The organism is Mesorhizobium sp. M1403 (assembly GCF_040317695.1).
Classification (GTDB): domain Bacteria; phylum Pseudomonadota; class Alphaproteobacteria; order Rhizobiales; family Rhizobiaceae; genus Mesorhizobium.
The window spans coordinates 121,997-144,824 of the sequence record NZ_JAMYKY010000004.1 but is presented as its reverse complement, the minus strand read 5'-3'; the positions used below and the strand labels follow the sequence as shown (position 1 = coordinate 144,824).

24 protein-coding genes, 1 tRNA gene and 1 pseudogene are annotated in these 22,828 nt (G+C 63.4%); 10 read left to right on the top strand and 16 right to left on the bottom strand.

Annotated elements, in window-relative coordinates:
• Window positions 1–59 precede the first annotated feature (59 nt).
• The 3 genes from NKH01_RS10250 to NKH01_RS10240 all read left to right on the top strand — a co-directional run bounded on the left by NKH01_RS10250 (window position 60) and on the right by NKH01_RS10240 (window position 3,431).
• Complete coding sequence (locus NKH01_RS10250) at window positions 60–596, top strand: TetR/AcrR family transcriptional regulator (protein WP_352494105.1); 537 nt, start codon at window positions 60–62, stop codon at window positions 594–596.
• Window positions 597–716: 120 nt separating this feature from the next.
• The gene (locus NKH01_RS10245) at window positions 717–2,321 is read left to right on the top strand and encodes an inorganic phosphate transporter (RefSeq protein ID WP_353020095.1); all 1,605 of its coding nucleotides are present in this window, start codon (window positions 717–719) and stop codon (window positions 2,319–2,321) included.
• Between the two features lie 84 nt (window positions 2,322–2,405).
• Window positions 2,406–3,431 (top strand): transporter, encoded by a 1,026-nt coding sequence (locus NKH01_RS10240; RefSeq protein WP_353020093.1) that lies wholly within the window; start codon window positions 2,406–2,408, stop codon window positions 3,429–3,431.
• A gap of 24 nt (window positions 3,432–3,455) precedes the next feature.
• On the opposite strand, the gene NKH01_RS10235 is transcribed toward NKH01_RS10240, so the two are convergent.
• From NKH01_RS10235 to NKH01_RS10225, 3 genes and pseudogenes are all read right to left on the bottom strand, one after another.
• A complete protein-coding gene (locus tag NKH01_RS10235; protein WP_353020224.1) occupies window positions 3,456–3,815 on the bottom strand; it encodes a DUF3734 domain-containing protein in 360 nt (119 codons plus the stop codon).
• Between the two features lie 171 nt (window positions 3,816–3,986).
• Window positions 3,987–4,495 (bottom strand): annotated as a pseudogene (locus NKH01_RS10230) (patatin-like phospholipase family protein); the annotation flags it as partial.
• A gap of 109 nt (window positions 4,496–4,604) precedes the next feature.
• Entirely contained in the window at window positions 4,605–5,354 is a 750-nt protein-coding gene (locus NKH01_RS10225; protein WP_353020223.1) for an acetoacetate decarboxylase, read from the bottom strand.
• Window positions 5,355–5,602: 248 nt separating this feature from the next.
• Here NKH01_RS10225 and NKH01_RS10220 point away from each other — a divergent pair, with 248 nt between their 5' ends.
• From NKH01_RS10220 to NKH01_RS10205, 4 genes are all read left to right on the top strand, one after another.
• Window positions 5,603–6,391 (top strand): 3-hydroxybutyrate dehydrogenase, encoded by a 789-nt coding sequence (locus NKH01_RS10220; protein WP_352481115.1) that lies wholly within the window; start codon window positions 5,603–5,605, stop codon window positions 6,389–6,391.
• A gap of 155 nt (window positions 6,392–6,546) precedes the next feature.
• Window positions 6,547–7,191, top strand: a complete 645-nt coding sequence (locus tag NKH01_RS10215) for a carbonic anhydrase (protein ID WP_353020092.1) — start codon at window positions 6,547–6,549, stop codon at window positions 7,189–7,191.
• A gap of 10 nt (window positions 7,192–7,201) precedes the next feature.
• Window positions 7,202–7,612, top strand: a complete 411-nt coding sequence (locus tag NKH01_RS10210) for a nuclear transport factor 2 family protein (protein ID WP_353020091.1) — start codon at window positions 7,202–7,204, stop codon at window positions 7,610–7,612.
• Between the two features lie 90 nt (window positions 7,613–7,702).
• Window positions 7,703–9,754 carry a M3 family metallopeptidase gene (locus NKH01_RS10205; protein ID WP_353020222.1) on the top strand — a complete coding sequence of 684 codons (2,052 nt, stop codon included), beginning with the start codon at window positions 7,703–7,705 and terminating at the stop codon, window positions 9,752–9,754.
• Here the strand turns inward: NKH01_RS10205 and NKH01_RS10200 are convergent.
• From NKH01_RS10200 to NKH01_RS10175, 6 genes are all read right to left on the bottom strand, one after another.
• The gene (locus NKH01_RS10200; RefSeq protein WP_023721327.1) at window positions 9,751–9,972 is read right to left on the bottom strand and encodes a hypothetical protein; all 222 of its coding nucleotides are present in this window, start codon (window positions 9,970–9,972) and stop codon (window positions 9,751–9,753) included. The genes NKH01_RS10205 and NKH01_RS10200 overlap by 4 nt on opposite strands.
• Entirely contained in the window at window positions 9,969–10,655 is a 687-nt protein-coding gene (locus NKH01_RS10195) for an LOG family protein (protein ID WP_353020090.1), read from the bottom strand. Before NKH01_RS10195 ends, NKH01_RS10200 begins: the two co-directional genes overlap by 4 nt.
• Window positions 10,656–10,706: 51 nt before the next feature.
• The gene (locus tag NKH01_RS10190) at window positions 10,707–11,546 is read right to left on the bottom strand and encodes a hypothetical protein (RefSeq protein ID WP_353020089.1); all 840 of its coding nucleotides are present in this window, start codon (window positions 11,544–11,546) and stop codon (window positions 10,707–10,709) included.
• 65 nt (window positions 11,547–11,611) lie between these two features.
• Complete coding sequence (locus NKH01_RS10185; RefSeq protein ID WP_023721330.1) at window positions 11,612–12,241, bottom strand: LysE/ArgO family amino acid transporter; 630 nt, start codon at window positions 12,239–12,241, stop codon at window positions 11,612–11,614.
• A complete protein-coding gene (locus NKH01_RS10180; protein WP_353020087.1) occupies window positions 12,238–13,137 on the bottom strand; it encodes a DMT family transporter in 900 nt (299 codons plus the stop codon). Before NKH01_RS10180 ends, NKH01_RS10185 begins: the two co-directional genes overlap by 4 nt.
• A 629-nt stretch (window positions 13,138–13,766) precedes the next feature.
• Window positions 13,767–13,842 (bottom strand) — tRNA-Ala (locus NKH01_RS10175).
• A gap of 165 nt (window positions 13,843–14,007) precedes the next feature.
• On the opposite strand from NKH01_RS10175, the gene NKH01_RS10170 reads away from it, so the two are divergent.
• From NKH01_RS10170 to NKH01_RS10160, 3 genes are all read left to right on the top strand, one after another.
• Complete coding sequence (locus NKH01_RS10170) at window positions 14,008–14,298, top strand: YggT family protein (RefSeq protein WP_023678162.1); 291 nt, start codon at window positions 14,008–14,010, stop codon at window positions 14,296–14,298.
• 13 nt (window positions 14,299–14,311) lie between these two features.
• Window positions 14,312–14,632: a DUF167 family protein gene (locus NKH01_RS10165; protein WP_353020085.1), complete on the top strand. Its 321-nt coding sequence runs from the start codon at window positions 14,312–14,314 to the stop codon at window positions 14,630–14,632.
• 247 nt (window positions 14,633–14,879) lie between these two features.
• Window positions 14,880–15,635 carry a haloacid dehalogenase type II gene (locus NKH01_RS10160; protein WP_352788026.1) on the top strand — a complete coding sequence of 252 codons (756 nt, stop codon included), beginning with the start codon at window positions 14,880–14,882 and terminating at the stop codon, window positions 15,633–15,635.
• Window positions 15,636–15,651: 16 nt separating this feature from the next.
• On the opposite strand, the gene NKH01_RS10155 is transcribed toward NKH01_RS10160, so the two are convergent.
• From NKH01_RS10155 to NKH01_RS10125, 7 genes are all read right to left on the bottom strand, one after another.
• Window positions 15,652–16,620, bottom strand: coding sequence for an ABC transporter ATP-binding protein (locus tag NKH01_RS10155; protein ID WP_352788029.1), 969 nt, complete (start codon window positions 16,618–16,620; stop codon window positions 15,652–15,654).
• Window positions 16,620–17,630 (bottom strand): ABC transporter ATP-binding protein, encoded by a 1,011-nt coding sequence (locus tag NKH01_RS10150; RefSeq protein ID WP_352494231.1) that lies wholly within the window; start codon window positions 17,628–17,630, stop codon window positions 16,620–16,622. Before NKH01_RS10150 ends, NKH01_RS10155 begins: the two co-directional genes overlap by 1 nt.
• Entirely contained in the window at window positions 17,627–18,544 is a 918-nt protein-coding gene (locus NKH01_RS10145) for a dihydrodipicolinate synthase family protein (RefSeq protein ID WP_353020083.1), read from the bottom strand. Before NKH01_RS10145 ends, NKH01_RS10150 begins: the two co-directional genes overlap by 4 nt.
• Window positions 18,545–18,562: 18 nt before the next feature.
• Window positions 18,563–19,468, bottom strand: coding sequence for an ABC transporter permease (locus NKH01_RS10140; RefSeq protein WP_502896308.1), 906 nt, complete (start codon window positions 19,466–19,468; stop codon window positions 18,563–18,565).
• Entirely contained in the window at window positions 19,465–20,424 is a 960-nt protein-coding gene (locus tag NKH01_RS10135; RefSeq protein WP_352480994.1) for an ABC transporter permease, read from the bottom strand. Before NKH01_RS10135 ends, NKH01_RS10140 begins: the two co-directional genes overlap by 4 nt.
• Window positions 20,425–20,490: 66 nt before the next feature.
• Window positions 20,491–22,071: an ABC transporter substrate-binding protein gene (locus NKH01_RS10130; protein WP_352494093.1), complete on the bottom strand. Its 1,581-nt coding sequence runs from the start codon at window positions 22,069–22,071 to the stop codon at window positions 20,491–20,493.
• 32 nt (window positions 22,072–22,103) lie between these two features.
• On the bottom strand, window positions 22,104–22,817 hold the full coding sequence (locus tag NKH01_RS10125; RefSeq protein WP_031194640.1) for a FadR/GntR family transcriptional regulator: 714 nt from the start codon (window positions 22,815–22,817) through the stop codon (window positions 22,104–22,106).
• Window positions 22,818–22,828 lie beyond the last annotated feature (11 nt).

The following is a 22,828-nucleotide window of genomic DNA, read 5'->3' as shown; positions in this document are numbered from 1 at the left end:
ACTGTACCGTCTGGACGGTCTTGTCAATTCCGCCTAAGCTAATGAATGGGGAACGATTGATGAAGGCCCGCAGAACAAATTCGCGCGAGAAGATCCTCGCCGCCGCCGCCGACGTGGCGCGAGAGACGGGTCCTGGCAGTCTGTCGCTGGATGCGGTCGCCAGCCGTGCCGGCGTGTCGAAGGGTGGTCTTCTCTACAATTTCCCGACCAAGGCGAAATTGATGCAGGCGCTGGTGGAGGATTACCTCAGCGCGTTCCAACAGGCGCTTGAGGCCGCCCGCACCAACGGCGTCAGCGGCGAAAGCCCGCTTGCGGCCTATATCAGGCTTTCGGCCGAGCATGCCGAGGAGTCGAAACCGTCGGCATCCTGGATATTTTCGGCGATTGCCGAGGATCCCGATTTCCTGACGCCGATAAAATCGTTCAGGCGGCAAGTGTTCGAGCGGCTGAAGCAGGAGACGCCGAATCTCAAGGCGCTGCTGGTCTGCTATCTCGCCATCGAAGGGCTTCGCAGCATGAACCTGTTCGGTTCGGACATTCTCTCCGCCGACGAGCGCCGGCTGCTGATATCGACCCTGCTTGAGATCGCGGAATAGATCCGGACCCCCCGTCCAGCACTATCTACTCCAATCTCAAAGTGCCCTGCTGTCACACAGGCTTCATTGTGCCGACCTAGCGTCCTCCCATTCTTTGCTGCAATGCAAGAGGAGTGGGGTATGGTCGATATTGTTTCCAGCGAAGCAGGAATTCCAAGGCCGGAGCATCCGCTCGACCGGCCGAACAGCACCGGCAAATGGTTTCTGCCGGCCTTCGCCGTCATCATCCTGGGCGGCCTTGCCTATGTCGGCTACGCGCTCAGCCAGGACCTGACCAGCACCGTCGCGGTGCCGTGGATCCTGCTTGGCCTGGCGCTGCTGATCGCGCTCGGCTTCGAATTCGTCAACGGTTTTCACGACACCGCCAATGCGGTGGCAACGGTGATCTACACCCATTCCATGCCGGCCGAGCTTGCAGTGATGTGGTCCGGCTTTTTCAACTTCCTCGGCGTGCTCACCGCCAGCGGGGCGGTCGCCTTCGGCATCATTTCGCTGTTACCGGTCGAACTGATCCTTCAGGTCGGATCGAGCTCCGGGCTGGCCATGGTCTTTGCGCTGCTGGTCGCAGCGATCATGTGGAACCTCGGAACCTGGTATCTCGGCCTGCCTGCCTCGAGCTCGCACACGCTGATCGGTTCGATCATCGGCGTCGGCCTCGCCAACCAGTTCACGGCGCCGGCCGGTTCCATCACCAGCGGCATCGACTGGTCGCAGGCAAGCAATGTCGGCCTGTCGCTTCTGATCTCGCCGCTGGTCGGGTTTTGCCTGGCTGGGCTGCTGCTTCTGGTGATGAAGCTGCTGGTCAGGAACCGCGAGCTTTACGAGGCGCCGAAGTCGAGCGCTCCGCCGCCGCTGTGGATCCGGGCGCTGCTCATCTTCACCTGCACCGGCGTCAGCTTTGCCCACGGCTCCAATGACGGGCAAAAGGGCATGGGCCTCATCATGCTCATCCTGATCGGCGTGGTGCCGACCGCCTTCGCGCTCAACCGCACACCGGACGTGAACTATCTCGAAGCTTACAAGTCCGCAGCGACGCAGGTCGAAACGGTACTCGGCAAATACGTCAAGCCCGGCGTCGCCGTGACCGACGCGGCAACCGTGGTCGGTGACGCCGTTCGCACCAAGACCTGGAAGGACGAGACCACGCCTGCCCTGCAGAGCTTCATCCACGACACTAGCGCAATGTTGTCGCCCTATCCGTCCGTGGAAAAGCTGCCGACAACGCTGGTCAGCAACGCCCGCAACAACATCTATCTTATCGGTGAAGCGCTGAAACTGATCGACAAGAAGAAGCTGCTGCCGATGGAGGCCGACGACCTGAAGGCGGTGACGACCTATCACAAGGCGGTCGACAACGCGACGAAGTTCATCCCGCTCTGGGTCAAGGTCGCCATCGCGCTGGCGCTCGGCCTCGGCACCATGGTCGGCTGGAAGCGCATCGTCGTCACCGTCGGCGAGAAGATCGGCAAAAGCCATCTGACCTACGGCCAGGGTGCGTCCGCAGAGCTTGTTGCAATGGCGACCATCGCATCGGCCGACTATCTCGGCCTGCCGGTCTCGACCACCCATGTGCTGTCGTCGGGCGTTGCCGGCACCATGGCGGCGAACGGCTCGGGCCTGCAATGGTCGACAGTGCGCAACATGCTGATGGCCTGGATACTGACCCTTCCGGTCTCCATCTGTCTTGCCTTCGTGCTGTTCGTCATCTTCCGCCAGATATTCTGAGCGGGGATAGGACTTGGCCAGAATGTCGCGGCGCCGGCTCCGGCGCCGCCCGGATCCTGAACGTGCATTGTCTCGGCGGCGGCCATGAATGACGCATCGCATCTGACATTGCTTGCCGCGGACGACCAGCATCATGCCCCCGGGCTGGTCTGGGCCTATCATGCCGCTCCCGGCAAAGCTCCCGAATCGCTGGCGCCCCGGGACATAGAGGCCGCGCTGGCCTCACTGGACGGCTGGGTCTGGCTGCATGTCGACCTTGTCGACCGGCGCGCCCATTCCTGGGTCAGCCATGCCTGCGCGCTGCCGGCGTCGGCTCATGCAATCCTCGAAGGACATGAGGACAGCCTGGTGCTGGCGTATGAGAATGGGGTCGTCCACGGCATTTCCGCCGACCTGCATGGCGAGATCGCCCATCAGTCGACGACCATCGGCAGATTGCATTTTGCGGTCTCGGAGCGGCTGCTGGTCACCGGCCGCCGCCATCCGCTGGCGGCGGTGGAGGAAGTGCACACCGCCCTTGCCGCGGGGCTGCGGCCCGCCACAGCATTCGAGCTGTTCGAAACGCTGGTCATGGCTTTTTGCAAGACCACCAGCCTGCGGCTCGCCGCGGCGACGAAGCGGCTCGATGCGGTCGAGGACCATCTCGTGACCGAGCGGCTTGCCGACGAAAGACGACAGCTGAAGGATGTGCGCCGCCTTGCCGTATCCTTGCATCGGCCGATCTCGGCCCTGGCAGCACTTTTCCAGGATGAAGACCGTTCCGCCTGGAACCTTTCCGCCGGCGCACATGAAGTTCTGCGCCGGCTTGCTGCCCGCCTGGAACGGCTCGACCGCGAGGTCGTCATGATCAACGACCGGGCAAGGCTGCTGCAGGAGGAGCTTGCGGCCGAGCTTGCCGACGAATCGAACCGCAGCCTCAAGGCGCTGGCAGTGATGAGCGCACTGCTTTTGCCGGGCACCCTGATCGTCGGCATATTCGGCATGAACACCGGCGGGCTGCCATTCACCGACAGCCCCAGCGGCTTCATCCTGGCGATGCTGCTCGCGGTCGGCGCGACCGGCCTGTTCTACTGGCTTTTGCTGCGCGCCGGCGCCAAACTGCGGTTCTGAGGCCGGTCAAGCGCGCGGCGCGCTTTAAGTCGGATCTTCGCGGTGCAGGTCGTGGATGGCGACGCCCTCGACATTGGTCGGCAGTGTCAGCCATTGGCGATGGCGCAGCGTCCGCTGCGTGTCTTCCAGCCCCATCTCCCAATGCTCGCGCATCGAGGTGCCCGAGAATTCGTAATCCTTGGCGTGCCCCTCATAGCCTTTATGCTGGTAGATCAGGTGGACGATGTTGACCACGCCGGCATCCGAATAGTCCGCGATCAATTCCTGCTCCCCTTCTTTCAGTAACTCGACGGGGACGCGCTTCAGCGCATCGAGCAGCTTCATCTTCAGCGCATGGATGCGCTGGAAGTTGTCGGTATTCTGGCGTGTGCGGCTTGAATACATGATGTCCTTGTGCCGTGACAAAACATCGGCCATGCCGCGCGGCAAGGCGCCGCGGGCGCTGAACAAATCGACCTGAAACACCAGCGAACTGCGGTCCTCTTCCTGGTCGAGTAAATATTGCAGCGGCGTGTTGGAGACGATGCCGCCGTCCCAATAATGCTCACCTTCGATGCGGATCGACGGGAAGGCCGGCGGCAGCGCGCCGCTTGCCATGATGTGCTCCGGCCCGATGCGCACCTTCTCGGTGTCGAAATAGACGAAATTGCCGGTCCTGACATGACCGCGCCGACGCTGAGCCGCTTCTTGCCGTCATTGAGCACGTCGAAATCGATCAGGCTCTCCAGCGTCTCTTTAAGCTCGGCGGTGTCGTAGAAGCTGGTAGCGCCCTCGGCGCCTGGCTGCTCGAACCACGGATTGGGATGGCGCGGCTTGAAAAAGCCGGGCTGGCCCATCGTCATCGTCATCCACGAGCTGGTGCGGTTGCGGATGTCCCGGTAGACGTCGCCCTCGGGCGTATAGGCCCAGATCTTGCGGCCGGAAATGGTCTGCCAGAACTGCTCGAGCCGCTGCAGCCGGCGGCTCGGCTCGTTGCCGGCTATGATCGCTGCATTAATCGCGCCGATCGAGACGCCGGAGAACCAGGTCGGTTCGCAGCCGGCATCGGCCAACGCCTGGTACACCCCGGCCTGGTAGGCGCCCAGCGCACCGCCGCCCTGGAACACCAGCGCGACGCGGTCGTACTGCGCCGAGATTTCCTCGATGGTGGCGACGGCCCTCTTGGTGTTGCGTTCAAGCACGGCTGAATGCCTCCAGATTTGGACTGACTGACCGCTCGCGTCCGGCGAGATAGTCGTAAACCACCTCGCCAAGGCCGAGCGTCAGGTCGGCGATGAAGTGAACCGCCGAGACGATCTCGAGCACTGGCAACCGCGCCACGTCGGCCATGACATGGGGCCTGAGATCGAGCGCCGCCGGCGCTGTCCAGGCCTCCTTCAACGTCACGTCGGTGAGGTGATAGCGCACCAACTCGCAAATGCGCGGCGTGCCGTCGACATGCGGGATGATCTTGATCAGGAAATTGGGCGCCGCGAGCGAGGCGAGAATCTGGCCGTGATCGGCCGGCCTGTGCTTGTAGCCCATCGTGCCGGTGGCGCACAGAACGCTGCCGTAATGCAAGGTGCCGACAACCACCTCGCCCTCATGCACGATCTTCGGGCTGGCAAGCTTCTTGGGAAAGCCCCAGAGCTCGCGTCCGCCGGCAATCGGTGCATCGTCGTCAAGAAACATCGAGTGGACATAGGTGCCATGCTGGCCCTGGAAGCGGACCGGGATGACCTGCCCGGTCTCGGTATAATCGCCGAAGCCGGTAGAATCCGGCATGCGGATGAACTCGTATTTGACCAGCGGCTCGTCGATTTCCAGCGGCGCCGGCACGACGGCCTCGAGGGCTTCGCGCGTCGTACGATAGGTGATGATGACGTATTCGCGGTCGAAGAAACGGTAGGGCCCGGGCGGGAAGGACGGGTTGGTGAGCGGCATGGCATAGGCGCGCTTCACGACATCGGCGATTTTCCAAGCTGCTCCCCCATGTACTGCAGGAATGACCGCGCGAGTGCGCACCGGTTATCTTGCACGGCACCATGACAACGCCGTGTCAGCCTGCCGCCAGCAGCTGAAGGCCGTTGGACTGCCACAGCGCTGTAATCGCGCCGACACACGGCGATGGCATGGTCATGCTGCGACGCACACCAGCATCGCCGTTCCCTCCTACCTTTCGCGAGATCATCATGGGTTTCCTGTCTTCCAAGAACGCCCTCGTCACCGGCTCGACCAGCGGCATCGGTCTGGCGATTGCCCGCGCCCTTGCCGCCGAAGGCGCCAACATCACCATCAACGGTCTCGGCGATGCGGCCGCCATCGAACAGGAGCGCGCCGGCATCGAAGCCGATTTCGGCGTCCAGTGCCGCTACTCCAGCGCCAACATGATGGACGGCGCGGCGGTGACTGCCATGGTCCGCGAGGCCGAGGAAGCCTTCGGCAGCCTCGACATCCTGGTCAACAATGCCGGCATCCAGCATGTCGCGCCGATCGAGGAATTTCCCGACGAAAAATGGGAAGCCATCATCCGCATCAATTTGCTTGCGGCCTTCTATGCCATCAAGGCGGCGCTGGCCGGCATGAAGGCGCGCAAATGGGGCCGCATCATCAACACCGCGTCGGCACATGCGCTGGTCGCCTCGCCCTTCAAGTCCGCCTATGTGGCGGCCAAGCACGGCATATCTGGCCTGACAAAGACAGTGGCGTTGGAGACAGCGCAAGCCGGCATCACCGTCAATGCGATCGCACCTGGTTATGTCTGGACGCCGCTGGTCGAAAAGCAGATCCCCGACACCATGAAGGCACGCGGCATGACCGAGGAACAGGTCAAGCACGACGTGCTGCTCGCGGCCCAGCCGACCAAAGAATTCGTCACCGTCGAGGAGCTTGCGGCACTGGCGCTGTTCCTGTGCTCGGATGCGGCCAAGCAGATCACCGGCACAACCTTGCCGATGGATGGCGGGTGGACGGCGCAATAGGCACTCTGGAGAGAGCCTGCCTACAAAGTACGCTGCAATGCTTTGAACCTGCGTCTCCGCGCCTCCGAAAATCGGTTCCGATTTTCGGGCCGATGCGCTAGAGCCTTTCGGGATTGAACCGTGCCTTTAACCCGGAAAGGCTCCCGCCGCTGCCCATGCCCCACCTTCCCGAGCATCTTCTCACCGGCTACCGCAATTTCATGAGTGGCCGCTATCTCACCGAAAGCGGGCGTTATCGCGCACTGGCCCGGGAAGGCCAGGCACCGGAAACTATGATCGTCGCCTGCTGCGATTCCCGCGCTGCGCCCGAAGCGATCTTCGATGCCGGGCCCGGCGAACTGTTCGTGCTGCGCAATGTCGGCAATCTGGTGCCGCCCTATGCGCCCGACGATCAGTTCCACTCGACATCGGCGGCGCTCGAATTTGCCGTGCAGAGCCTCAAGGTCAAGAACATCGTGGTGATGGGCCACGGCCGCTGCGGCGGCATCCGCGCGGCACTCGACACCACGGCCGCACCGTTGTCGCCGGGCGATTTCATCGGCAAATGGATGAGCCTGATCGCGCCGGCGGCCGAGACCGTATCGTCCAGCACCTTCATGACCGCGACCGAGCGCCAGACCGCGCTGGAGCGCATCTCGATCCGCTATTCCATAGCCAATCTGCGCACCTTCCCTTGTGTTTCGATCCTCGAAGGCAAAGGGCGGCTGTCGCTGCATGGCGCCTGGTTCGATATTTCGACCGGCGAGCTTTGGGTGATGAACAAGGACACCGGCGATTTCGAGCGGCCGGAGACGGAGTAGGAGACGAGGCATGGTGCGAGCTCGGTTCGCGTTCGCGGCGGCAGCACTGCTGTGCTCGGCAAATGTCGCCAGCGCCGACGATAGCGCGATCATCGACCGCTGGTATTCGGCACTGCTGGTCGCCGACCGCACCGAATTGTCGGACCTGCTTGCCGACAACGTCCGCATCAAGCTCGACGACCTCGGCGTCGTGCAAAGCAAGCAGGAATTCATCGCCTCGATCGCCGAGTGGCAAGGTGCCGTCGCCGGGGCCGAAATCCGCCACCGGATTGAGAAATCCGAGGGCGGCGTCACCACTGTGATCGCCTGCTATGATTTTCCCAGCAACGACATGCTGATGCAGGAGACCTTTGCGGTCGCCAACGACCAGATCACCGCTAGCTCGCAAGCCGCGATCGCCGAAAACTGCGAGGGCTACTGAGGAAATCATGAACGGGGCGTGCTGTTGCGCGCAACCAGCCGGCGCCTTACATCGGTGACGATCCGCCTCCTCCCGCCACTCAGCGAAAGTTTGCCCATGCCGCCCGTCGACCTCGCCGCCCATCCGCTGACTGAATGGCAAGGGCCGCTCGGCCTGCCTGATTTCACGCGCATCGGCGACGGCGATTTTTCTCCGGTCTTCGATGCTGCCCTGAAGGCCCATGAGGCCGAGATCGAGGCGATTGCCGGCAACACCGGGACGCCGACCATCGACAATACACTTGCCGCGCTCGAACTCGCCGGCGAGGCTCTCGACCATGTCTCATCGATCTTCTGGTGCCGCGCCGGCGCTCACACCAACGAGGCGATCCAGGCACTGGAGCGCGACGTCTCGCCAAAAATGTCGCGGCATTTCTCAGCGATCTCGATGAACGAGCGCCTCTTTGCCCGCATCGACGATCTCTACCAGCGCCGCGAGACTCTGAAACTCGATGGCGAAACGCTGCGCGTACTGGAAAAGACCTGGAAAAACTTCGTCCGCTCCGGTGCCAGGCTCGATGCGGAAGGCAAGAAGCGGCTGGCGTCGATCAACGAGGAATTGTCGTCACTCGGCACCAATTTCGGCCAGAACCTGCTTGCCGATGAGCGCGACTGGGCGCTGTTCCTCGACGAGGCCGACCTTGCCGGCCTGCCGGAATTCCTGAAAAGCTCGATGGCCGAAGCCGCCGAGATGCGCGGCCAGAAAGGCCGCTATGCCGTCACTCTGTCGCGCTCGATCTACGAGCCATTCTCGACCTTCTCCGAACGCCGCGACCTGCGCGAAACAGCGTTCCGCGCCTTCATCATGCGTGGCCAGAATGGCGGCGCCACCGACAACACGGACGTAGTGCGCGACATGCTGCGCCTGCGCGCCGAAAAGGCGAAGCTGCTCGGCTACGAATCATATGCCGCGTTGAAGCTCGACGACACAATGGCCAAGACGCCGGAGGCGGTGCATACGCTGCTCGACCCGGTTTGGAAAAAGGCATTGGAGAAGGCCGCCGCCGACCAGGCCGAATTGCAGCGGCTGGCGGCCGAGGCCGGCAGCAATGAAAAATTCGCCGCCTGGGACTGGCGCTTCTATCAGGAGAAGCTGCGCGCCGAGAAATTCGCTTTCGACGAGGCCGAACTGAAGCCGTATCTGCAGCTCGACCGCATCATCGACGCCTGTTTCGACGTGGCGACACGATTGTTCGGCATTTCTTTCGAGGAAAAGAAGGGCATTGCCACCTGGCATCCGGACGCACGTGTTTTCGTCGTGAAGAATGCCGACGGCAGCGAGCGCGGCCTTTTCCTCGCCGATTATTTCGCGCGACCCTCGAAACGCTCCGGCGCCTGGATGAGTGCACTCAAATCCGGCTATAAGCTTGGTCCTGGCTCGAAGCCGGTCATCTACAATATCATGAATTTCGCCAAGCCGCCGGCCGGCGAGGCCGCCTTGCTGTCGGTCGATGAAGCCAAGACGCTGTTCCACGAATTCGGTCATGCCCTGCACGGCATGCTGACCGACGTCACCTGGCCGTCGGTCGCTGGCACCTCGGTCAGCCGCGATTTCGTCGAGCTGCCTTCGCAGCTCTACGAACACTGGCTGACGGTGCCGACCGTGCTGGAAAAACATGCGCTGCATGTCAGGACCGGCAAGCCGATGCCAAAGGCGCTGGTCGACAAGATGCTGGCGGCGCGCACCTTCGGCGCCGGCTTCGCCACGGTCGAGTTCACCGCCTCGGCCTTGGTCGACATGGCTTACCATGCGCGCCCGGAGGCGCCGCAAGAGCCGCTTCGTTTCGAAGCCGAAACGCTCGAAAGGCTCAATATGCCGGACACCATCGCGATGCGTCACCGCACTCCGCATTTCGGCCATATCTTTGCCGGCGATGGCTATTCGGCCGGCTATTATTCCTACATGTGGTCGGAAGTGCTCGACGCCGACGCCTTCGCCGCCTTCGAGGAAGCAGGCGATCCGTTCAACCCGGCGCTGGCCGAGCGGCTGCGCAAGAACATCTACGCCGCCGGCGGCTCGAAGGACCCCGAAGAACTCTACACCGCCTTCCGCGGCAAGATGCCTTCACCGGAAGCAATGATGGCAAAGCGCGGACTAGTCTAAGCCTTGCCCGGCCCTTCTCGGGCCGGCTCGGCCTCACCGGCCGCGGCTGTCTCGTTGAGGAAGCCGGCGATCCGCTCCGCCGTCTTGGTCGTGGCAAAGGAGAGCAATCGGCCGCGATGGACCACGGGCTCGCCGCTCTCATTGTCCCAGATATCGAACCGGCAGCTTGGGTTCGCTATGGCTTCGAAGCGGTCCTTCATATCGACAGCTCCGGTCATGGTGTCGCCACGGGTGCCAGAGATTGAGCGGTGCGCCCGACGGTACTCGCGCCTTGCTGCGTTTGCGTGAAGCAGGCGCCGCGCTGCAGCATCGGCAGGATTGCCGCCGGCACGTCGGCAACAAGACATGCCGTCGACACGTGGCCGCTGAGAAACCCCGCCTCCTCGAGATGATCGAGCAGGTCGAGCCAGGGCGACCAGAAACCGAAGAAGTCGGCGACCAGGATCGGCTTGTCGTGCCGGTCGAGCTTGCGCCAGGTCATCACTTCGGCCAGTTCCTCGATGGTGCCGATTCCGCCCGGCAGCGCTACAAATGCATCCGCATAGTCGAACATCAGCCGCTTGCGCATGTGCATATCCGGAACCGCTACGATTTGGGCGACGCCGCGCGGCATCCGCATCCGCTCCAGAAGGAAGTGCGGCGCAATCGCGATCACCTCGCCGCCGGCGTCTGCCGCAGCGGAAGCCACGGCGCCCATCAACCCTTCACCGCCGCCGCCATAGACGAGGCGGATGCCGGCACTGCCGATTTCGCGGCCCAGCGCCGCGGCCGCTTGCGCGAGGCGCCGGTCGTTGCCGGCGCGGGCGCCGCCGAACACGCAGACGGTGCCGATACGGGTCTGCGTCGGATAGAGCAGCCCCTCCAGGGAAGGCGCATCGTCGTCATTGAAAATTCCGAACATGGCTCTGTCTCCATTTGGCTTCAGTTGAACGATGGTCCTGCGGGCGCGGCTCTAGTCGCCCTGCCCCGCCGCGGCGGAACGGGTTGCTGGGCTTTCGCCGGCGTCGGCAAACAGCAGAAGGTCGGCCCTCGCCCACAGCGCGTAGCAGGCGAGCAATGTCAGCGGCGCGGTGACAAGGGCGGGTGAGGCCCCCGACCACACTTCAGGCACGGCGGAGCCGGCCGAAAGGGCTGCCGCCAATGCCGCAGGCAGGCGGCTGGCCAACACTGCGCTGCGGAACGGATCGGGCCACCTGGCCGGCCAACCGGGCACAATCATGCCGGACACGGCGCTGCCGAATTTTCCCAACGCATGCAGCAGTCCGGCAGTCGCAGCCAGCACCGGTTGGCCGAGCAGGAACAGCGCTACGCCGAGCCCGATCGCGCCGAGCCCCGACAGGAGATCGGCGCGCCGGTTAAGCGCCGGATCGGGGACATCGCGGCCAGCCCAGGCGCGGTGATAGACTTCGCCGCTGCAGAAGAAGATCGACGTCGCCAGCGTCAACGCCACGGCGCTGCCGCTGCCGGCAAAATAGTCGAACAGGGTGCCGGCACCCCATTCAGGGCCGGTGGCGAGCTGCATCGCCACGCCCATTGCCAGCCCCAGCGCGTTGCCAAGATTGTAGTAGCCGCCCGGACCGGAAATGCGCGCCCGGATGGCAGCCGCAAATCGCGACACCGCCCGGGCGGTCCGACTGGGGCCGGCAGATTTCGGTTTTAAGTCGATAATCGACGGCTCGAAGGAGAGGCGATCGACCAGCCCGGAGGCATCACGCCAGCTGGCCGGCGCGTCGTTCCAGATTGAAAGCGCGAAATGCCGGCCGAACGGCGCACGGTCGTTGTCGAATTGCATTGGATCCTCCTTTTCAGCTGCGGTGGCATTTGACGGCACGATGAGCGGGCGTTTGCTACGGGCGGTCATGGCGAGACGAGCCCCACGGCCATGACCAATGCGACGGTGGACAGGATGAGCCCGGAGATGAGATCGAAGATGCGCAGGCTGGCACGGCTGCGCAGCAGCGGCGCCACGAGGCCGCCGCCGAGCGCATAGCCGTAACAGCCGAGCGCCGACATCAGGATCAGCGTCACCATGAATTCGAGCTGCGTACCACTCGCAGCGAAAGACTGGCCGAACGCCGCCGGCACGAACAGCCGCTCGACGTAGGTCAGCGGGTTCATCCCGACCACGCCCATGACGCGGGCTACGCAGGAGCGGCTGGTCTCGGCCTTGCCGGAGCGGTCCTCGGCCTCGCCGACGGCCAATGCTGCACGAAAGGATTTCACCGCAAACCAGGAGACCGCCGCCAGGCCAAGCCAGGAGAGCGCCGTTCCGAGTGAGGGATCGAGGCCGGCGATCGAGCTGCCGAGCATATAGGAGATGGCGATCAGGGCGACATAGGTCGCCCACACCAGGCTCGCCACGAACATCACCCGCCCGCGCAGCAAGCCTTCCCTGATCATCATCAGGTTGTTCGGCCCTATCGAGGCCATCGAGGCCATGCCGAGCGCAAGCCCAGCCTGGAATCCGCTCGCGTCGGCAAAGCTCATGGAGCTCCCTCCAGCGATGATATGACGGGATCGGCCGGATTCGCCGGCCCGGGCGAGGTGACGAGATAGAGGATGGTGCCGAGCATCATCATCGCGCCGAGAGCCCCCATGGGCGAGATCCGCTCACCGAGAAAAAGGGCGGCGCCAGTCGCGCCGAACAGGCTTTCGGCGCTGACGATCACCGCTGCGTGGCAGGCAGAGGTAAAGCGCTGGGCAACGGTCTGGATGCCGAAGCCGGCGGCAGTCGAGAACACGCCGAGCACAAGCAGTTGCGGCCAGGCATCGAGTGCCGTCGCGACCGACAAATTGCCATGCGAGAGGGCTAGCGGCAGGGTGACCGCCGCAGTGCCGAGGAACTGCGCCGCCATGGTGGCAAACGGGCGCCCATGGGTTTGCATGTGGCGGCCGAGCTCGACCGTCCACAATGCATAGCATGCGGCCGACAGCACCACCGTCGTGTCGCTGCCATTGAAGCCGGCGATGCCGCCAGACAATAGCAGCGCGCCGATCAGGGTCATGCCGGCGGCAAACCCGACCGTCGCGGTCAGCCGCTCCCCGACCAGAACCCACGCTGCAACCGGCGTCATCACGGTCGCGGTGCTGATCAGGAAGCTGGCATTGGTGACCGAGGTGCCGAGATAGGCAATCTGCTGCAGAACGATCGAAATGGCGAATAGCGCGCCGACCCTTGCCAAGCTGGCGCGAAAACCTTTGGTCTTCGCTACCCGGCTTTCTCCAATCATCAGCGGCAGCACCAGAAGTCCGGCGATCAGGCAGCGCATGCCGGCCGCGCTCAGCGGGTCGAGATATCCGAGCACAGTCTTCTGCGAGACATTGCCGAAACCCCACAAAGCGGCGGCAAGCAGGAGAAGCAGGTTGGCGTGAAGCTTCGACATCGGCTCTTCCCCCTAGAGCCGATTGCAGGCATGTGCCGATTCAAGCTGTTTGCGAGAGCCTGGCGGGCTTCGGCCGGCACGCCCTGAAGACGCGCTGGAACTGCGCTTGCAGACTGCCGGTGATGCTATGTGCCGGCCGCGCTGAGAACCTTTGGAACCGCTCTGCGCGCTCGGTCCGGCGTCGCGGATTTTGTCTCGAAGTGCTGAAGTAGCCGCCATTTCAAACCCCCGCCGCCTGATCGATGGACACAGGCGAAGGGCCTGCGGCAATCGACTTTTATCGACGGGGTGAGGTTCCGATAACGTGGCTTACGGATGGCTTACGGGGCGTTTTTCGAGGTGGTCATGGTGCCGAAGCGACGCTCAGCGCAGCAAGGTTAGGGGGTCGTTCGGAAGGTTGGAGAAGGAGGCAACGCCCTCTGGCCTGCCGGACGAGCGACCTGAGAGGCTGATCTTTGCCGCCCGATGCCTAACGCGTTCGTAAACGCCGGTCGATGGCCGCAAGTCGCGAGCGGCCTTCTCTCGGCGTCGCGAAATCGCCCCTGCCCGAGTAAGCTTGCGCAAGCGGAACAGCGCCCAAGGCCGCTGTCTTCGGCATGCAACCAGGCAAGGGGATTCGAAAAATCCGCTGGTGGAGCTGAGGAGGATCGAACTCCTGACCTCGTCATTGCGAACGACGCGCTCTCCCAGCTGAGCTACAGCCCCGTCCAGCGGATGGGGGCTTTTATCGGCCGCTGCGGTTTCCTGTCAAGACTGCGCTTGCTGCCGAAATGCCGTTCGGCCGCTCGTCCGGCTTTGCCATGCGGCGGAAGGCGGCTCTTGCCGCTTTCACCTACAGTGGCTACATGTCGGCAACAATCGGAGACCGGCATGATCGCCCTAATTCAGACCATTGTCATGGCGCTTGACCTTTACTGGTGGATCATCATCGCCTCGGCGATATTTTCCTGGCTCTACGCCTTCAACGTCGTCAACTCGCGCAACCAGTTCGTCGACACCATCAGCAACATGCTCTATCGGCTGACCGAGCCGGCGCTGCGGCCGATCCGCCGCTTCATGCCAGATCTCGGGGGCATCGACATCTCGCCGATCATCCTGCTGCTGATCCTGTTCTTCATCCGGCAGTTCCTGCTCACCACCGTGCTTTCGCTGGTCGTCTGAGTTCAGGCGTCCCATGAGCGCGCCGTTCCGCACGCGCGCCGACGGCACCGACCTGTTCGTCCGGCTGACGCCGAAATCAGCGATGGACAGGCTGGAAGGCATCGAGACATCGGCGGATGGGCGAAGCTATTTAAAAGCCCGTGTCCGCGCCGTGCCGGAAAACGGCGTCGCCAATCGAGCGCTGGAAAGGCTGGTGGCCAAGGCTCTTGATGTGCCGGCGTCAGCGGTCTCGATCGTCGCCGGCGGCACCGCGCGGCTGAAGACGCTGCGGGTGCTTGGCGATCCCGCGGCGCTGACCAAACGCATCGATACGCTGGGCACGCCTGCGCCATGATCTCGGCTCACTCACCAACCCGCAGAAAAAGGGCCGGGCTGCAAAGCCCGGCCAGATGTGAAGGTCGAAAACCTTCAGAGGGGAACGCGCCGGACGAATGGGAGGAAACATCCGACGCGGATTGCATATGGGTTGGCGTCGACGACGTTTCAATGAGGTCGGGGGAACCACCTTCGCGATCAGGCTTTTAAACATTTCGATTATCTGATCAGCAGCTCGACGAGGCCGATCCGTCCTATCGCGACCGATGCGGCAGGACACCCACCGCAACCCGACCGGAAAGCTCAATATGACCGCTACTCGAGTTCTATTCTTCGACGTTCTGGGAACCGTCGTTGACTGGCGCAACGGTATTGCAAGGGAGGCTGGCGCCTTCCTCGCGCGAAACGGTGCACAGCAGGTCGATCCCGGTGAATTCGCGGATGCATGGGCGTTGCGCTATGACGCCTCGACCGAGGCGGTGCGGACGGGGCACCGGCCTTTCGTTTCACTCGACGTGATCAACAAGGAGAATCTGGACGCCGCCTTCGTCCAGTTCGGGCTAACCCCATCCGCGCTGCCGGCCACCGAACTTGAAGAACTCAATCTCGCCTGGCACCGGCTGGAGCCGTGGCCCGATTCGCTGAAAGGCCTTGCGAGGCTGAAGGAACGCTTCATCATCGCGCCCTTGTCGGGGGGCAATACCCGGCTGTTGCTGGACATGGCCAAGCGCGCCGGCCTGCCTTGGGACACCGTCCTTGGCTCGGATGTGTTCGGCACCTACAAGCCTGCGCCACAGGCTTATCTCCGCGCAGTGGAGATCCTGGGGGTGCGACCTTCGGAGGCCGTGTTAGTCGCCGCGCATAACGACGACCTGGCTGCGGCACGAAGGTGCGGTATCGGAACCGCTTTTGTTGCTCGGCCGAAAGAGCATGGTCCGGCGCAGACGACCGATCTCTCGCCTCGTGAGAGCTGGGACTTTGTGGCCGACGACCTTGTCCATCTCGCCCAAGTTCTCCCGTAGGCCGAGGGCAAAAAACCTAAGCGATGTCGTCGCGGATGCAGGCCTTCAGATGACCCTCGGCTGTCGCCCTCAGCGGCGGCATAGCCCCGGCGCAAGCCTCCAGCGCAAACGGGCAACGGGTCCGGAAAACACAGCCCGACGGCGGGTTTGCCGGGCTGGGAATATCGCCCTTGAGCACCTGCCGGTCTTGCCTGGCCAACGGATCGAGCGACGGAATGGCCGACAGCAGCGCGCGCGTATAGGGATGCTGCGGCCGGGCATAGAGCTCGGCCGCCGGCGCAACCTCCATGATGCGCCCGAGATAGAGCACGATGACCGTGTCGCAGATGTACTCGACCACGGCCAGATCGTGCGAAATGAACAGCATGGTCAGCCCAAGCCGGAGCTGCAGGTCGCGCAACAAATTGATGATTTGGGCCTGGATCGAGACGTCGAGCGCCGAGACCGGCTCGTCGGCGACAATGAATTCCGGCTCGAGCGTCAGCGCCCGGGCGATGCCGATGCGCTGGCGCTGGCCGCCCGAGAATTCATGGGCGTAGCGATCATAGGCGTCGACCGGCAACTCGACCGCGGCAAGTGCCTTCTCGGCCTTCGCCCGCCGCTCGGATTTCCTGCCAATGCCTTGAATGTCCAAGCCTTCGGTGAGGATCTGCCCGATCGTCATGCGCGGCGACAGGCTGGCGAAGGGATCCTGGAAAATATACTGCATCTTGCGGCGCTGGCGGCGCAACTGGGCGGCACCCAGCCTGGTGATGTCGGTGCCGCCATAGCTGATCTGGCCGGATGTCGGCTCGATCAGACGCAGCACCGAGCGGCCGATCGTGGTCTTGCCGGAGCCGGATTCGCCGACCAGCCCGACCACCTGACCACGCCTGACCTCGAACGAAATATCCTCCAGTGCCCTGACGATGGGGCCGCGCGAAAACGCGGTCGGCGCAAAATGCTTGGTCAGGTTTTTGACCGATAGGAACGGGGCGCCCTCCATCAGAGCTCCTCCCAGCGCAGGCAGCGGCTTTGCTGGGTCGGCGTCGCCGCAAACAATGGCGGCACCGCGGCGCGGCAGGCAGTGATAGCCATCGGGCAGCGCGGCGCGAAGGAACAGCCCTTGGGCAGCAAGGCGAGCGACGGAACATTTCCGGCAATGGTCGGCAGCGGCGTTCCCGCCACCTTCAGCGCCGTGGCCTCGCCGAGCCTCGGCACCGAGCGCATCAACCCCACCGTATAGGGATGACGCGGGCGGGTGAACACTTCGCTCACCGGACCTGTTTCGACGATACGCCCGGCATACATCACCGCTACCCGGTCGGCGATTTCGGCGACGACGCCGAGATTGTGGGTGACGAACAGGATGCCCATGCCGCGCTGCGCCTGCAGCTCGGCCAAAAGATCGAGAATCTGGGCCTGGATTGTGACGTCCAGCGCGGTCGTCGGCTCATCGGCAATCAGCAAGCCTGGATCGCAGGACAGGGCCATGGCGATAGTGGCGCGCTGGCGCATCCCGCCCGAAAGTTCGTGCGGATATTGTCGCGCCCGCCGCTTCGGATCGGGAATGCCGACCTGCTCCAGCAGCCGCACCGCGTCTGCCTCTGCCTCGCGGTGCGATTTGCCGAGATGGATGCGGATCGGCTCGGCGATCTGCTCGCCGATCGTGTAGACCGGGTTGAGGCTGGTCATCGGCTCCTGGAACACCATGCCGATCTCGTTGCCACGTATCTTGCGCAGCGACTCGGCATCGAGGCCGGTCAACTCGGTGACCGTGCCGTTCTTGCGCCGCAGCGCGATCGACCCCTCGGCAATATGTCCGACCCTCTTTGGCAACAGGCCGATGATCGACAGGCTGGTGACGGATTTGCCGGATCCGGATTCGCCGACGAGCGCCACCGTCTCGCCGGCGCCGATCGTCAGGTCGACATCCCTTACCGCCGCGATGTCGCGCCCCGCAATGCGGAACACCGCGCGCAGGCCGGAAATCGAGAGGATCGGCGCGACACTCAGCGGAGCAGCCCCACATCGCGAAGGATCATATCGATCTTCGCGGTTTCCTCCTGGTTCAGGCTGCGTTGCGGCCGCGCCATGGTGTTCGAGGCGATGATGCCGAGGCTCTTCATCGCTGCCTTGAAGGCGCCGACGCCGGCCGAGCCGGCACTTGTCCTGCCAAGCGATATCCAGACGATCTCGAACAGCTTCAACAACCGCTCCTGCTCCAGGCGAGCTTCGGCATGCTGGCCGGCCTGCATCAGCTTCCACAGCCTCACATAGCCGTGCGGATCGACATTGGCGAGGCCCGGCACGACGCCATGCGCGCCCATGGCCAGCACACTGTCGACCAGGATCTCGGAGCCGGTCATGCCGAAGAAACCCGGATCGTCGGCCATATCCTTGAGCACGTAACGCAGATTGCCGTCATCGCCGCTGGAATCCTTGATGCCCGCGATGGCGCCTTCCCTGGCGAGGCCGACCGTGGTCTTGCGCTCCAGCTTGACGTGAACGCAGACCGGGATGTCGTAGGCGATGACGGGAATGTCGATCGCATCCTTGATATAGCGGAAGTGGTCGCCGATCTCCGGCTGGCTGGTGCGGGTATAAAACGGCGCGGTGACAACAATAGCGTCGGCGCCGGCCGATCTGGCGATGCGGGCGTGGTTGATGACACGATCGGTCGTCGGGTCGATGACCCCAGCGAAGATCGGAACCCGGCCGTTATTGACCTTGACTGCATGCTCGAGGATGGCCCTGCGGCCTGCCTCGTCGTGGAAGACCACCTCGCTGGTCGAGCCGAGCACGAACAGCCCGTGGACACCGCCGTCGAGCAGGTTCTCGATGGTGCGGGTGAACGACGGGAAGTCGATGCTGAAATCGGCATTGAGCGGGGTGACGACAGGTGGCACGACGCCGGTAAACAGGGGCATTTTGATGAACCTTTGAGGTCAGTTGAGATCGGAGCGAGGATCGAATGCATCGCGCAAGCCGTCGCCGATGAAATTGATGGCGAGGACGGTGAGCACCAGTGCGGCGCCCGGGAACATCCATTGCCACGGGTAATTTTCCAGCACGACGGTGGAGCGGGCGAGATTGAGCATGTTGCCCCAGCTGGCTTCTGGCGGTGCGATGCCAAGGCCGAGAAAGGACAGGCCGGCCTCGAGCAGGATAGCGTTGGCGATCTGCAAGGTGGCGTAGACGACCAGGATATCGATGCAGTTGGGCAGGCCATGCCGGAACAGCAGATGCGGCAGCCCCGCGCCCATGCCCCGGGCCGCAACGACGAAATCGCGCTCGCGCAGTTCGAGCAGCCGGGCGCGCACCATGCGCGACAGCACTGGCCAGGAGAGCAGCGAGATCACCAGGATGGTCGGGGCGATGCCGGTGCCGGCAATCGAAGCCAGCACCAGCAGGAAGATCACCGGCGGCAGCGTCATCGCCAGATCGACCAGGCGCATCACCGTTCCGTCGACGAGACGCCCGCCAAAGCTGGCGACGGCGCCGATCAGGAAGCCGATGACGGTCGAGATGGCAACCGAACAGATGGCAACCAGCAGTGAGATCCGCCCGCCTTGCAGCAACCGTGCCATGACATCACGCCCAACGCCATCGCTGCCCAGCCAATGAATGGCGGACGGCGCCTTGTTCATCGCCCTGAGGTCGATGGCGTTCGGGCCGAACGGCCACCACAGAGGATAGGTCGAAACCGCCAACAGGATCGGGATGACGATCAAAAGCCCGGCGCGTGCCGCTCGGTTTTCAAAAAAGCGGTCGAACGCGCGGCGAAGCGGGCCTTTGGTTTGCGGCACGGCTGTCGGGTCAACTGTAGGATCTGGCGCGGTGATTGCCATCATGCCACCTGAATGCGCGGGTCGACGACGGCATAGACGACGTCGGTCAAGAGGTTGACCAGGATGACGCAAACGCCGATCACTAGGGTAGCGCCCATGATCACCGGGTAATCGCGGGTGCCGACGGCGTTGACCAGAAGCAGTCCCATGCCCGGCCAGTTGAACACGCTTTCCAGGAAGATGGCGCCGCCGACGGCGATGCCGACGGTCGAGCCGATCAGGGTAATGACCGGCAAGAGCGCATTGCGGGTGGCGTGCTTGATGATCACCCAGAACTCGCGCACGCCCTTGGCGCGCGCCGTCCGCACGTAGTCCTGGTTGAGCACTTCCAGCAGCGAAGCGCGCATGTAGCGCATGATCAGCGCGGCATGGCCGATCGATAGCAGGCAAGCGGGCAGGATGAGGTGCGCTAGCACATCCGTCATCGAGAACGGCGCGCCGGCCGTCTGCATGCCGCCGGACGGCGCCCAGCGCAGCAGCACTGAGAAGAAATAGAGACCGAGCAGCGCCGTCAGGAAAGCCGGGCTGGAGATACCGATAAACGACAGCACCGACAGCGCGATGTCGGACGGTTCGTTACGGCGCACCGCGCTGAAAATGCCGGCGGAAATGCCGAGCACGATGGCGATCGCCAGGCCCGTGCCCATCAGCAGCGCCGTCGGGCCGATGCGTTCCATGACCAGTGGCAGCACGGCAACGCCGCTGCGCTGGATCGAATAGCCGAAGTCACCGCTCAGCGCCGCGCGCAGCCAGGCGAGATATTGCACGGGAAGCGGCCGATCGAGCCCGAGCCGTTCGCGCAGGCCCTCGAGGTCGGAAGCCGACATGGGGACCGACGGGTTGATATAGGCGTCGATCGGATCGCCCGGCGCCAGCCGCAGCAGGATGAAGATGAGGACGCTGAGCGCGACCAGCATCAGCAGTCCTGTGGCGCTGCGGCGGGCGATGAAGCTCAACATGGGCTTTCCGTGGCCGTGGCAGGCGGCGCCAAAGTGGTTCCGCCTGCTCGCTTGGTTGCGGAGTTCTTACTGGATGTCCCAGCGCTCGGGGTGAGCTGCATAAGGACCGCCGCCCGGCGCCGGCGTCCAGACGAAGTCACGCAGCTTGTTGGAGGCCACGCCATAGCGGTTGGCCACCCACAACGTCGCCCAGGGTAGCTCCTTGTTCATGACCTTGCAGACCTCCTGCCAGGATTGATCGAGCTTGGCCGGATCGGTTTGGCCGAGCGCGGCGTCCAACGCGGTGCTCAGGTCGTCGAACTCGATGCGCATGGTGTTGAAGCCTGCCGGCGGAATCTGCGACTTGTTGAGGCCGGGATTGAGGCCGGCCGGGTTGGGGCCGTTCTGCAGGCCGGCATAAACCATCGGAAATGCATTCCAGTCCGGCGTGCCTTGCTTGTAGACGATGCCATTGTAGGTCGGCGTATCGACGACGCGCGGCACCACATTGATGCCGACCTCGGCCAGCATCGACTGGACAGCGGCCATCACATTGGCGGCTTGCGGCGAGCCGTAATAGGTCAGCAAGGTGATCGGCTTGTCGCCATTGATCTTGTCCCAGCCCGCCTCGGTCAGCAGCGCCTTGGCCTTTGCCGGATCGTAGGCATAGGGTTCGAGGTCTGCCGGAACGAGATGCGGCGCGACATAGCCGCAATTGGCTGGCTTGGCGGCACCGCCGTAGAGGCTGTCGATGATGGCGTTGCGATCGATCGCATACATAATCGCCTGGCGGACACGGATATCCCTAAACAGGTCGACCTTCTGGTTCAGGCCGATATAGTTGACCACGTACGAGGCACCTTCGATCACCTTGAAATTGCTGTCGCTCTTGAAGGATGCCGCATCGTCGGGCTCGACATAGGTGAACTGGATCTCGCCGGCGCGGAGCGCGGCGACGGCCGCCGCCGGCGACTCGAAATAGCGGTTGATGAGCACGTCTACCTTCGGCTTGCCGCTGCGATAGTCGTCATCGGCTGCCAGTTCGACATATTGGTCGGTCACGTAGCGCTTGAACTTGAACGGGCCGGTGCCAACCGGAGCGGTCGACCACCAGGTGCTTGTCGCCAGTGATTCCGGCGGCAGAGCGGCCAGGGCATGCTCCGGCAGGATCATTAGCTGCGAGAGGATGGATAGAAACGAGCCGTTCGGTTTCGATAGCTTCACCACTGCGGTGTGGTCATCCGGTGCATCGACCGAGGCGATGTTGGCGAGGCGGGCGGCAAACAGGCTGCCGGAGGCCTTGTTCTTGGCAAGCTCGAGGGTGAACTTGACGTCCTTCGAGGTGAACGGTTTGCCGTCATGCCAGGTCTCGTTGACCAGGTTGAACGTATAGCTCAGCTGGTCGTCGCTGATCTTGTAGTCCTTGGCGAGGTCGCCTTCGATCTCGGTCAGCCCGGCATTGAAGATGACCAGCGGTTCGAAATAGGTGCTGAGCCAGGTGTAGCCGCCGGTCGCGACCAGCGGGTTGAAGTTCTTGGGAAAACCGCCCGGGCCGACGTCGAAGCCGCCCGCAATGGTCTTGGCGCTTTGTGCCTGGACATTGGTCAATGGGGCAATGCTGGCGAGCAGCAGCCCGGCGACTGAGAATGCGATGGTCCTGATGCGCATGGTTTCCTCCCTTGGCATATTCAGGTTGTTCTTCAGCTTGCTCGGTTTTTGGCGATAACCTGCTGGATCCCCCGGTAATGGTCGTCGAGCCGCCGACGCGCCTGGTCGACATCCTTGGCGGCGACAGCCTCGACGATCTCGTGATGGTCGCGCCATGTCGCCAGCGGCGTCGGATTATCGAGATTGGTGAAATTCGAGGCCTTGTCGAACGCCGTCCAGAAGATGTCGATCAGTGCGCTCAGCATGTGATTGTTCTGGCAGCGGAACAGCAGCTGGTGGAATTGCTGGTCCTCTTCGGCGAAGCTCTCATGGCGCTCGGCACGTTGCCGCATGCGCTCGGTCAACTGGCGCAGCGCCTCGATATCCTCGGCACTGATCATCTCGATCGTCTTGGCGATGAGGCCGGTTTCCAGCACGCGGCGGATTTCGCGCAGCTCTTCGACATCGCGCAGCGAATCCTGCAAGCCGTATGCCAGGTTATCCAGCAGCGGCTTGAACGAGAACTCCTTGACGAAGACGCCGATGCCGCGCCGCGTCTCCAGGATGCCGATCGATTCCAGCGCCTTGATGGCTTCCCGCACGGAGTTGCGGCCGACGCCGAGCCGCTGCGCCAGGAACGTTTCCGGCGGCAAGGGATCGCCTGCCTTGAGCTGGTTGCTTTCGATATAGGCCCTGAGGCTTTCCTGCACGGTGACGTGAAGAAGCGGCGGTCTGCTCAACGGTTCGATCGACTTCAGTTCCGCCATCCCACTGCTTT

What these genes read in the sequence shown, in the direction of transcription:
- NKH01_RS10250 (WP_352494105.1), top strand. Translation starts at nt 60, where the DNA reads ATGAAGGCCCGCAGAACAAATTCGCGCGAGAAGATCCTCGCCGCCGCC.
- NKH01_RS10245 (WP_353020095.1), top strand. Translation starts at nt 717, where the DNA reads ATGGTCGATATTGTTTCCAGCGAAGCAGGAATTCCAAGGCCGGAGCAT.
- NKH01_RS10240 (WP_353020093.1), top strand. Translation starts at nt 2,406, where the DNA reads ATGAATGACGCATCGCATCTGACATTGCTTGCCGCGGACGACCAGCAT.
- NKH01_RS10235 (WP_353020224.1), bottom strand. Translation starts at nt 3,815, where the DNA reads ATGTATTCAAGCCGCACACGCCAGAATACCGACAACTTCCAGCGCATC.
- NKH01_RS10225 (WP_353020223.1), bottom strand. Translation starts at nt 5,354, where the DNA reads ATGCCGCTCACCAACCCGTCCTTCCCGCCCGGGCCCTACCGTTTCTTC.
- NKH01_RS10220 (WP_352481115.1), top strand. Translation starts at nt 5,603, where the DNA reads ATGGGTTTCCTGTCTTCCAAGAACGCCCTCGTCACCGGCTCGACCAGC.
- NKH01_RS10215 (WP_353020092.1), top strand. Translation starts at nt 6,547, where the DNA reads ATGCCCCACCTTCCCGAGCATCTTCTCACCGGCTACCGCAATTTCATG.
- NKH01_RS10210 (WP_353020091.1), top strand. Translation starts at nt 7,202, where the DNA reads ATGGTGCGAGCTCGGTTCGCGTTCGCGGCGGCAGCACTGCTGTGCTCG.
- NKH01_RS10200 (WP_023721327.1), bottom strand. Translation starts at nt 9,972, where the DNA reads ATGACCGGAGCTGTCGATATGAAGGACCGCTTCGAAGCCATAGCGAAC.
- NKH01_RS10195 (WP_353020090.1), bottom strand. Translation starts at nt 10,655, where the DNA reads ATGTTCGGAATTTTCAATGACGACGATGCGCCTTCCCTGGAGGGGCTG.
- NKH01_RS10190 (WP_353020089.1), bottom strand. Translation starts at nt 11,546, where the DNA reads ATGCAATTCGACAACGACCGTGCGCCGTTCGGCCGGCATTTCGCGCTT.
- NKH01_RS10185 (WP_023721330.1), bottom strand. Translation starts at nt 12,241, where the DNA reads ATGAGCTTTGCCGACGCGAGCGGATTCCAGGCTGGGCTTGCGCTCGGC.
- NKH01_RS10180 (WP_353020087.1), bottom strand. Translation starts at nt 13,137, where the DNA reads ATGTCGAAGCTTCACGCCAACCTGCTTCTCCTGCTTGCCGCCGCTTTG.
- NKH01_RS10170 (WP_023678162.1), top strand. Translation starts at nt 14,008, where the DNA reads ATGATCGCCCTAATTCAGACCATTGTCATGGCGCTTGACCTTTACTGG.
- NKH01_RS10165 (WP_353020085.1), top strand. Translation starts at nt 14,312, where the DNA reads ATGAGCGCGCCGTTCCGCACGCGCGCCGACGGCACCGACCTGTTCGTC.
- NKH01_RS10160 (WP_352788026.1), top strand. Translation starts at nt 14,880, where the DNA reads ATGCGGCAGGACACCCACCGCAACCCGACCGGAAAGCTCAATATGACC.
- NKH01_RS10155 (WP_352788029.1), bottom strand. Translation starts at nt 16,620, where the DNA reads ATGGAGGGCGCCCCGTTCCTATCGGTCAAAAACCTGACCAAGCATTTT.
- NKH01_RS10145 (WP_353020083.1), bottom strand. Translation starts at nt 18,544, where the DNA reads ATGCCCCTGTTTACCGGCGTCGTGCCACCTGTCGTCACCCCGCTCAAT.
- NKH01_RS10140 (WP_502896308.1), bottom strand. Translation starts at nt 19,468, where the DNA reads ATGATGGCAATCACCGCGCCAGATCCTACAGTTGACCCGACAGCCGTG.
- NKH01_RS10135 (WP_352480994.1), bottom strand. Translation starts at nt 20,424, where the DNA reads ATGTTGAGCTTCATCGCCCGCCGCAGCGCCACAGGACTGCTGATGCTG.
- NKH01_RS10130 (WP_352494093.1), bottom strand. Translation starts at nt 22,071, where the DNA reads ATGCGCATCAGGACCATCGCATTCTCAGTCGCCGGGCTGCTGCTCGCC.
- NKH01_RS10125 (WP_031194640.1), bottom strand. Translation starts at nt 22,817, where the DNA reads ATGGCGGAACTGAAGTCGATCGAACCGTTGAGCAGACCGCCGCTTCTT.